Source organism: Pseudomonas rustica, from assembly GCF_049959085.1.
In the GTDB taxonomy this organism is placed as follows: domain Bacteria; phylum Pseudomonadota; class Gammaproteobacteria; order Pseudomonadales; family Pseudomonadaceae; genus Aquipseudomonas; species Aquipseudomonas rustica.
The window spans coordinates 6,311,568-6,320,589 of the sequence record NZ_CP188200.1; the positions used below are offsets into that span (position 1 = coordinate 6,311,568).

9 protein-coding genes are annotated in these 9,022 nt (G+C 58.5%); 3 read left to right on the plus strand and 6 right to left on the minus strand.

Annotated elements, in window-relative coordinates:
* Window positions 1–4 precede the first annotated feature (4 nt).
* The 4 genes from ACP3TY_RS28630 to hemJ all read right to left on the minus strand — a co-directional run bounded on the left by ACP3TY_RS28630 (window position 5) and on the right by hemJ (window position 3,311).
* Window positions 5–793, minus strand: coding sequence for an SDR family NAD(P)-dependent oxidoreductase (locus ACP3TY_RS28630; protein ID WP_212550053.1), 789 nt, complete (start codon window positions 791–793; stop codon window positions 5–7).
* A gap of 61 nt (window positions 794–854) precedes the next feature.
* Window positions 855–1,805 carry a DUF805 domain-containing protein gene (locus ACP3TY_RS28635; protein ID WP_053124349.1) on the minus strand — a complete coding sequence of 317 codons (951 nt, stop codon included), beginning with the start codon at window positions 1,803–1,805 and terminating at the stop codon, window positions 855–857.
* 72 nt (window positions 1,806–1,877) lie between these two features.
* Window positions 1,878–2,849 carry an NAD(P)H-dependent flavin oxidoreductase gene (locus tag ACP3TY_RS28640; protein ID WP_426619023.1) on the minus strand — a complete coding sequence of 324 codons (972 nt, stop codon included), beginning with the start codon at window positions 2,847–2,849 and terminating at the stop codon, window positions 1,878–1,880.
* 33 nt (window positions 2,850–2,882) lie between these two features.
* Complete coding sequence (gene hemJ / locus ACP3TY_RS28645; RefSeq protein WP_053124346.1) at window positions 2,883–3,311, minus strand: protoporphyrinogen oxidase HemJ; 429 nt, start codon at window positions 3,309–3,311, stop codon at window positions 2,883–2,885.
* A 132-nt stretch (window positions 3,312–3,443) separates the two neighbouring features.
* Between hemJ and argC the strand changes: the two genes are divergently transcribed.
* Together argC and erpA are read left to right on the plus strand one after the other, a co-directional pair.
* Window positions 3,444–4,478 (plus strand): N-acetyl-gamma-glutamyl-phosphate reductase, encoded by a 1,035-nt coding sequence (gene argC, locus ACP3TY_RS28650; protein WP_053124345.1) that lies wholly within the window; start codon window positions 3,444–3,446, stop codon window positions 4,476–4,478.
* A 154-nt stretch (window positions 4,479–4,632) separates the two neighbouring features.
* Window positions 4,633–4,983 carry an iron-sulfur cluster insertion protein ErpA gene (gene erpA / locus ACP3TY_RS28655; protein ID WP_008077999.1) on the plus strand — a complete coding sequence of 117 codons (351 nt, stop codon included), beginning with the start codon at window positions 4,633–4,635 and terminating at the stop codon, window positions 4,981–4,983.
* Window positions 4,984–5,056: 73 nt separating this feature from the next.
* On the opposite strand, the gene ACP3TY_RS28660 is transcribed toward erpA, so the two are convergent.
* On the minus strand, window positions 5,057–6,148 hold the full coding sequence (locus tag ACP3TY_RS28660; protein ID WP_426619024.1) for an anhydro-N-acetylmuramic acid kinase: 1,092 nt from the start codon (window positions 6,146–6,148) through the stop codon (window positions 5,057–5,059).
* 3 nt (window positions 6,149–6,151) lie between these two features.
* The gene (locus tag ACP3TY_RS28665; RefSeq protein WP_426619025.1) at window positions 6,152–7,576 is read right to left on the minus strand and encodes a peptidoglycan DD-metalloendopeptidase family protein; all 1,425 of its coding nucleotides are present in this window, start codon (window positions 7,574–7,576) and stop codon (window positions 6,152–6,154) included.
* Window positions 7,577–7,788: 212 nt separating this feature from the next.
* On the opposite strand from ACP3TY_RS28665, the gene tyrS reads away from it, so the two are divergent.
* Window positions 7,789–8,988 (plus strand): tyrosine--tRNA ligase, encoded by a 1,200-nt coding sequence (tyrS, locus tag ACP3TY_RS28670; protein ID WP_426619026.1) that lies wholly within the window; start codon window positions 7,789–7,791, stop codon window positions 8,986–8,988.
* The last annotated feature ends 34 nt before the right edge of the window (window positions 8,989–9,022 follow it).

Consider the following 9,022-nt stretch of genomic DNA (forward strand, 5'->3'; position numbering starts at 1 on the left):
TGCTTCAGCGCGGGCAGTAAGCTTTGTTAACCATGCCGACAATCGTGCGGTTAAGCCAGCGCGAACCCAGTCGCGGCAGGAACGCGAACCAGCGGTTGCGGCGCCCCGGAATGATGATCGCGCGGTTTTTGTCGAGGGCGCGCACGGTGTACAGCGCGACTTCCTCGGGGCTCATCAGCAAATTGCTGCCGTTGAGCTTTTCCGTGTTCAGCTGTGCGGTACGGAAGAAGGCAGTACGCGTCGGGCCGGGGCAGAGCACCGAGACTTTGACCGCGCACTTTTTCAGCTCGACCCGCAGCGCTTCGGAAAAGTGCAGCACATAAGCCTTGCTGGCGAAGTAAGTGCTCATCCACGGGCCGGGATTGAACGCCGCCACCGAAGCGACGTTGAGAATCTGCCCGCCACCTTGCAGCGCCATGCTGTTACCGATCGCATGGCAGAGGCGGGTGAGGGCGAGGATGTTCACTTCAATCAGATCCTGCTCGGTCATCCAGTCCTGCGCGAGGAACGGGCCGCAAGTGCCGATACCCGCACAGTTCACCAGCAGATCAATCTGCCGGTCACCTTCTTCCAGCTCCAACAGAAAACCGGACAAGCGCAACGGCTCGCCGAGATCGCAGGCGCGGAACAACACTTCGACGCCGAAGCGCTGGGTCAATTCGATCGCAATGCTTTCCAGCTGATCACGCTGTCGAGCCACCAGAATCAGGCTGCGGCCGCGCCGGGCCAGAGCTTCGGCCATGGCCAGGCCGATGCCGCTGGAGGCGCCGGTGATCAGAGCGTAACGGGTCATGCAATTCTCCATCGCAACAGCTCCGCGCCGGCGACGCGGGTGTCACGGCGGGGAGCGCTGTTCATTCTTTCGCAGAGTCTACAGGGGCCTGCGCCGGTTCGGCTGCCTCGTCGGCGGAATTCGCTGCGGGTTCGACCTCGACGTCGATTTCATCGGTGGTCACTGAACCGCTTTGGTAGCTGCTTTCGAGGTTGCTTTCATATTCGTCCTGGACGGCCGAGAACCCGCCGAATATTCCACCGACAAAGATCAGCGCGAAGAACACGATCCACAACGAGCACAGGACTTTAACCGCTGTGCTGTTCGGTGGCGGTGGCGGGCCGTAGCGGTTGGCGCCGGTATTGCCCGGCACGACCATGATCACCAGCGGGAAGAAACTCCCCACTACCGGCACCAGGTTGAGCAACCAGAGCCAGCCCGACCAGCCGATATCGTGCAGGCGCTGAACGCTGAATAGAATGCTGACGATGAAAAAGCCGAGGAACAAAAAGAAGGCGAGAATCCCGCCGATGATCAAGCCAGTGGTCGATTCGCCGCTGACCAGCCCCAAGGCGATCAGTGCGAACACACCCACAATCGGTAGCGTCACCAGGCCGAGCACCATTGTCCAGGCGAGAAAACGCAGACGACCGATCCGGCCTTCGACCCCAAACGGCTTGAGCGTTGCGAAGGCCGGCAGGCTTTCGCCGACGCTGGCACGCGGCGGTGCATAAGGGGAATCAGGTTCGGCCACGGCGGGAGCGTGCTCGTGGACGTCATTGAGGTTCAGCTCGATAGCGGTTTCATTTTCAATGCGCGCATCAATCCCGGTTTTGTTCAGCGCTTGCAGGTACGTCTGCGCATCGCTGTGGGAAAGATCACGTTTGAGGGCGACGACGCTGCCATTGAAGAGGCGCTCAATGGCGGCCACATCGCTTTTGAATAGATTCGCCAGATTGAGTTTGGCGGTCGTGATATCGACACCGGGCTGTAGAGCACCGTCGAAAACGATCTTGTAACGGGGGTCGCTCATGGCCGAGGCATCCTTGTCGCGAATGATTGAGGTCAGCAGTGTAAGGCCAGTCAACGGGCGACTGGCCTGTTTTTATTGGCGAGGCCAGCGTAGCGGTAGCTGTGCAGCGCGCTCCTGCGCCTGACGATACTCGGCGTCGAGACGTGCGATCAACTGATCGACACTCGGCAGGTCAGCGATCTGCCCGACACCTTGACCGGCAGACCATACGGTCTTCCAGGCCTTGGCCTCGTCATTGATCGGCTTGAGCTTGTCGCCAAAATTCACTTCGCCCTTGCCTTGCAGGGCAGCCGTATCGAAACCGGCGGCTTGTAGGCTCTGGCGCATGAAGCTGGCCGGAACCCCTGACACCGCTGGAGTATGAATGATGTCCGCAGCCTTGGCTGTCAGGAGCATCTCCTTGTAAGCGTCAGGCGCATGACTTTCAGTGGTGCCGATAAATCGCGTACCGAAGTAGGCCAAATCCGCGCCGAGCAGTTGTGCGGCGAGAATCTCATGGCCGTGGTTCAAACATCCTGCAAGCAATAGCGTCTTGTCGAAGAATTCACGGATCTCGGCGATCAGCGCAAACGGACTCCAGGTACCGGCATGGCCCCCGGCGCCGGCGGCGACCGCGATCAAACCATCGACCCCGGCCTCGGCCGCTTTCTCGGCATGCCGGCGCGTGGTGACGTCATGGAAGACCAGGCCACCATAACTGTGTACCGCGTCGACCAACTCCTTCACCGCGCCGAGGCTGGTGATGACGATCGGCACTTTGTGTTCGACGCAGATGTTCAGATCCGCCTGCAAGCGCGGATTGCTGTTGTGTACGATCAGGTTCACTGCGTAGGGCGCGGGGTTCTCCAGTGTCGCAAGGCCCGCTTCGATCTGTTCCAGCCACGCTTTGAAGCCGCTGCTTTCGCGTTGGTTCAACGCGGGGAAACTGCCGACTACGCCATTACGGCAGCAGGCGAGCACCAACTCAGGGTTGGAAATCAGAAACATCGGCGCTGCCACTACGGGCAGACGCAGACGTTGTTCGAGCAAAGCGGGCAGCGACATGATGAATACCCCAAAGATCTGTTCTTGTTGAAGTTAGAACGGCTTGACCACGACCAGAATTACAATAGCCAGCAATATCAGAACCGGCACTTCATTGAACCAGCGATAAAAGACATGGCTGCGGGTGTTTTCGCCACGGGCGAAACGTTTTACCTGCGCGCCGCACATGTGGTGGTAGCCGATCAGCAAAACGACCAGAGTCAGTTTGGCGTGAATCCAGCCGCCCATGCTGAAGATGCTCGGATTGAGGTAGATCAGCCAGCCGCCGAAGATCAGCGTGGCAATCATCGCCGGGCCCATGATGCCGCGGTACAACTTGCGCTCCATGACGCTGAAGCGTTCTTTGCTGATCGTGTCTTCGCTTTGCGCGTGATACACGAACAGTCGCGGCAAGTAGAAGAGTCCGGCAAACCAGCAAACGACGCTGACAATGTGAAAAGCTTTTATCCATAAATAGAGCATTTTTAGTTATTCCAGGTTCACGGTACCCGGATAGTAGAGGCTTGAGCGTCCGCACGTCACCTTGACGGTTGTCGCAGGGCCGCGCGGCCCCTATTATCGACGGCTTTCCAGTGGGTTCTTTGAGGGCAGGTTATGGTCAAGGTCGGTATCGTCGGCGGCACGGGTTACACCGGTGTCGAATTGCTGCGTCTGTTGGCACAGCATCCGCAGGCAGAAGTGGTTGTGATCACTTCCCGATCCGAGGCCGGTCTGGCCGTGGCTGATATGTACCCGAACCTGCGCGGCCACTACGACGGCCTGGCCTTCAGCGTGCCGGACATCAAAACCCTCGGCGCTTGCGACGTGGTGTTCTTCGCCACGCCGCACGGTGTGGCTCACGCACTGGCGGGCGAACTGCTGGCAGCGGGCACCAAGGTCATCGACCTGTCGGCGGACTTCCGTCTGCAAGACGCGGAAGAGTGGGCCAAGTGGTACGGCCAGCCGCACGGCGCGCCTGAACTGCTGGACGAAGCGGTTTACGGTCTGCCGGAAGTCAATCGCGAGCAGATCAAGAAAGCTCGTCTGATCGCGGTGCCGGGTTGCTATCCGACCGCGACGCAGCTGGGTTTCCTGCCTTTGCTTGAAGCTGGTTTGGCCAACACATCGATGCTAATCGCCGACTGTAAATCCGGTGTCAGCGGCGCCGGTCGCGGTGCGGCTGTAGGCTCGTTGTACTCCGAGACGTCGGAAAGCATGAAGGCGTACGCGGTAAAAGGTCACCGTCACCTGCCGGAAATTCGCCAGGGTCTGCGTCGCGCAGCGGGCAAGGATGTCGGCCTGACCTTCGTTCCGCACCTGACGCCGATGATTCGTGGCATTCATTCCACGCTCTACGCGACCGTGGTTGATCGTTCGGTGGATCTGCAGGCTCTGTTCGAAAAGCGTTATGCCAACGAACCGTTCGTCGACGTGATGCCAGCCGGTAGTCATCCGGAAACCCGCAGCGTGCGTGGCGCCAATGTCTGCCGCATCGCGGTGCACCGTCCACAGGATGGCGATCTGGTGGTGGTGTTGTCGGTGATCGACAACCTGGTCAAAGGCGCGTCGGGCCAAGCGGTGCAGAATATGAACATCCTGTTCGGGCTGGACGAGCGCTTCGGCCTGTCTCATGCCGGTATGCTGCCATAAGAGCAGCTACAAGCTTCAAGTTGAGAGCCGCAAGCTTGAAGCTCGCAGCTTGAATCTTGCCGCTGCTCCTCTAATAGTTGACCGATTTTCTAGGAGAAGCGGATAATGCGCGTCATCACGCATTATGGCGGCGTAACGCCGGGAGATAGTCAGCATGAGCGTCGAATCCTTCACCCCCACGGCTTTGCAATTCACCCACGGTGCCGCGCACAAGGTGAAGAGCCTGGTCGATGAAGAGGGGAATGATCGCTTGAAGCTGCGCGTATTCGTTACGGGCGGCGGTTGTTCAGGGTTTCAATACGGTTTCACCTTCGATGAAGACGTGGCCGAGGACGACACCATCGTCGAGCGCGAAGGCGTGAGTCTGGTGGTTGATCCGATGAGCTTCCAGTACCTGGCCGGTGCTGAAGTGGATTACCAGGAAGGTCTGGAAGGTTCGCGCTTCGTGATCAAGAACCCGAACGCCACCACGACCTGTGGTTGCGGTTCTTCGTTCTCGATCTGACGCCTCTTCGTTTCAGATAACAAAACGCCGCAGAGCCTTTCGGTTCTGCGGCGTTTTGCTGTGTGCGGTTTGATCAGGCCGGGTAGATGGCGCCCAAGACGCGAAGACCGCGAGCGCCGGTGACGCTCGGGCGGTTGGCGGCGATGCCTTCGAGGCAGCAATGAGCGAGCCAGGCGAAGGCCATGGCTTCAACCCAGTCCGGATCAACGCCGTGAGTGGCAGTGCTGGCTACGGTTGCGTTAGGCAGTAGGGCGGCCAAGCGCTTCATCAATGTGGCGTTATGCGCGCCACCGCCACAGACCAACAACTCTTGGGTGTCGGACTGAGCGCTTTGCAGCGACTCGATGATGGTCAGCGCAGTCAGTTCAAGCAGCGTGGCCTGCACGTTTTCCGCAGCGAAGGCCGGCAACCGTGACAAGTGTTGCTCCAGCCAAGGCAGGTTGAACACTTCGCGACCGGTGCTTTTCGGGCCTTTGGTGACGAAGAACGGATCGCTGAGCAGCGCCTGCAACAGGGTTGGCGCAACAGCGCCTGATCTCGCCCATTCGCCATTACGGTCGTAGTTTTCACCGCGTTGCTGCTGAATCCAGGCGTCCATCAGAACATTCCCAGGGCCACAGTCGAAACCGGCTACAGGCTTGGTCGGCTCTATCAGACTGAGATTGCTGAAACCGCCGACATTCAAGACTGCCTGGTTACCGGTACGCTCTTCGAACAAAGCTTCATGGAAGGCCGGAACCAGCGGCGCACCCTGGCCGCCGGCGGCGACATCGCGGCTGCGGAAGTCGCTGACCACGGTAATGCCGGTCAATTCGGTGAGCAGGGCAGGGTTGCCGATCTGCACCGTGAAGCCGCGCGCCGGTTCGTGGCGAATGGTCTGGCCGTGGCTGCCGATCGCACGAATGGCTTCGGGTTTGAGTTGCTGCTGATCGAGGAGAGTATGAATACCCTGCGCGGCGAGCTTCACCCAGTGTTGCTGGGCAATCGCCGAACGGGCGATTTCGTCGGGGCCGCTGGCGCACAAGCCAAGCAGCTCGGCGCGCAGGGATTCAGGCATGGGAATGTAGTGCGTGGCGATCAGTTTGATCGCCGAGGTCTGCTCAATCAGAGCAATGTCCAGACCGTCGAGGCTGGTTCCGGACATCACACCGATATAAAGGGCCATGGCTTAACGCTTGCTCGAAGCCAGCATGGTGGCCTTCTCTTGATCCATGCGCGCCATCAGCGGTTGGCTCTGCGCGAGGAAGCGAGCACGCTCGGCTTTGGCGATCGGGTCAGCCATTGGCAGCTTCTGGCCCAGCGGATCGACGTGGACGCCGTTGACCTGGAACTCATAGTGCAAGTGCGGGCCGGTGGACAGGCCGGTGGTGCCGATATAGCCGATCACCTGGCCCTGCTTGACGGTACCGCCGGTTTTCACGCCCTTAGCGAAGCCTTGCATGTGGCCGTAAAGGGTACGGTAAGTGTTGCCGTGCTGGATGATTACGGTGTTGCCGTAACCGCCGCGGCGGCCGGCCAGCAGTACTTTACCGTCGCCGGCAGCCTTGATAGGCGTACCGCGTGGTGCTGCGTAGTCGACGCCTTTGTGGGCGCGGATCTTGTTGAGGATCGGGTGCTTGCGGCCCATAGAGAACTTCGAGCTGATGCGGGCGAAGTCCACCGGCGTACGGATGAACGCCTTGCGCATGCTGTTGCCGTCAGCGGTGTAGTAGCTGCTGTTGCCTTGTTTGTTGGTGTAACGCACGGCGGTGTAGGTCTTGCCGCGGTTGGTAAAGCGTGCAGAGAGGATCGGGCCAGTGCCGACGGCTTTGCCGTTGACCACTTTTTGCTCATAGATCACGTCGAATTCATCGCCCTGACGGATGTCCTGAGCGAAGTCGACGTCGTAGCCAAACACGCTGGCCATGTCCATGGTCATGCTGTGCGAGAGGCCGGCGCGGGCGGCGGACTGAGATAGGGAGCTGTTGATCACGCCGTGTACGTAAGCGGTGCGTACGGTTGGTTTTGCGGTAACCCGATTGAAGGCATAACCCTTGTCATTCTTGGTCAGGGTAATGGTTTCTACGTCGCTGACCTTGCTGTGCAGGCTGGCCAGTTGGCCTTCCGGGTTCAATTCGAATTCGAGCTTCTGGCCGTGCTTAAGTTGGCTGAACTGTTTGGCTTGTTTATCGCTGGCCAATACTTCGTGAACGGAAGCGGCGGGCAGACCGACCTTTTCAAACAAAGTGGACAGCGTATCGCCCTTGGCGACGACGACTTCGCGATGGCTGGCAGCCTTTGCTTTCTCTGCAGCCGGGGCAGGTGCCGGCTCGGTTTCGGCGGTTTGCGGTGCGTTTTCGTCAGTGTTTTCGATTTGTGCAAATGGCGAGCTGACAGGCTCATTTGTGGCTTGAGCGGCGTCAGCAGCGTCTTGATCTTGTGTCAGTTGTTCAGCAGGACTTTCCAGTTCAAGACTCAGGGTCGTCTTTTTGGCTTCAACATCACTGGAAGGGAATACCAGGAGCGCCAGACTGAGAAGGGCAGCGATTCCACTTGCAGCGAGCAGGTGGGTCTTCGGGTAAAGCGGAGGCGCTTTAGACGGTTCTGTGGTCATAAGTAGTTTTGACTTTGAAATATGATGAATTGGAAAAGATGAATGACATGATGAAGATGAAATAACTGTATAAAATATAACCAAATCATCTCTTAAGCAAGTCTACAGACAGCGCGTTTGTGGATTGGTGTCCGTGCGCCGGGCAAAACTTGTAATTGGTGCACGATCTTGTATGGTTGGTTCCCTTTGAATCTGAGCCTTGCGGGTCTGTTATGAAGTCGGTTGAAGAGCAGCTAGCGCTGATTAAACGTGGTGCGGAAGAACTATTGGTCGAGTCCGAGCTGATCGAGAAGCTCAAGCGCGGCCAACCGCTGCGTATCAAGGCTGGTTTCGATCCGACCGCTCCGGATCTGCACTTGGGTCACACGGTGCTTATTAATAAGCTGCGCCAGTTCCAGGAACTGGGGCATCAGGTGATCTTCCTTATCGGTGACTTCACCGGGATGATCGGTGATCCGAGCGGCAAGAGCGCCACGCGCCCACCGTTGACCCGTGAGCAAGTCCTGGAAAACGCCGAGACTTATAAGACTCAGGTGTTCAAGATTCTCGATCCGGCGAAAACCGAAGTTGCCTTCAACTCCACCTGGATGGACCAGATGGGGCCGGCGGACTTCATTCGTCTGACTTCGCAGTACACCGTTGCTCGCATGCTTGAGCGCGATGACTTCGACAAGCGCTACACCACCAATCAACCGATCGCTATTCACGAGTTCCTCTATCCGCTGGTTCAGGGTTACGACTCGGTGGCCTTGCGTGCGGACGTTGAGTTGGGCGGTACCGATCAGAAGTTCAACTTGCTGATGGGGCGCGAGCTTCAGCGTGGTTACGGTCAGGAAGCTCAATGCATTCTGACCATGCCGCTGCTTGAAGGTCTGGATGGCGTGAAGAAGATGTCCAAGTCGTTGGGCAACTACGTCGGCATCCAGGAAGCGCCGGGCGTCATGTACAGCAAACTGGTTTCGATCCCGGATGCATTGATGTGGCGTTACTTCGAGCTGCTTAGCTTCCGCTCGATGGACGAGATCAATGCGCTGCGTGCTGATGTAGAAGCAGGCGCCAATCCGCGTGACGTCAAAATCAAGCTGGCTGAAGAAATCGTTGCGCGCTTCCACGGTGAAGAGGCTGCGGCCAATGCTCATCGCGCGGCGGGCAATCGCATGAAGGATGGCGAGCTGCCGGATGACCTGCCAGAGATCGAGCTGACTTCTGCTGAAGACATGCCGATCGCCGCTGTCCTTAATAAGGCAGGCCTGGTGAAGAACTCGGCTGCGGCTCGCGACTTGCTGGCGTCCGGTGGTGTGCGGGTTGATGGTGAGGTGGTCGACCGCTCCTTTATATATGTACTGGGTGCGACTCACGTTTGCCAGGCAGGCAAGAAGGCATTTGCACGGATTACGCTGAAATCCGAGTAAAGCTGCAAATAGGGGTTGACGGCGAATTCTAGAT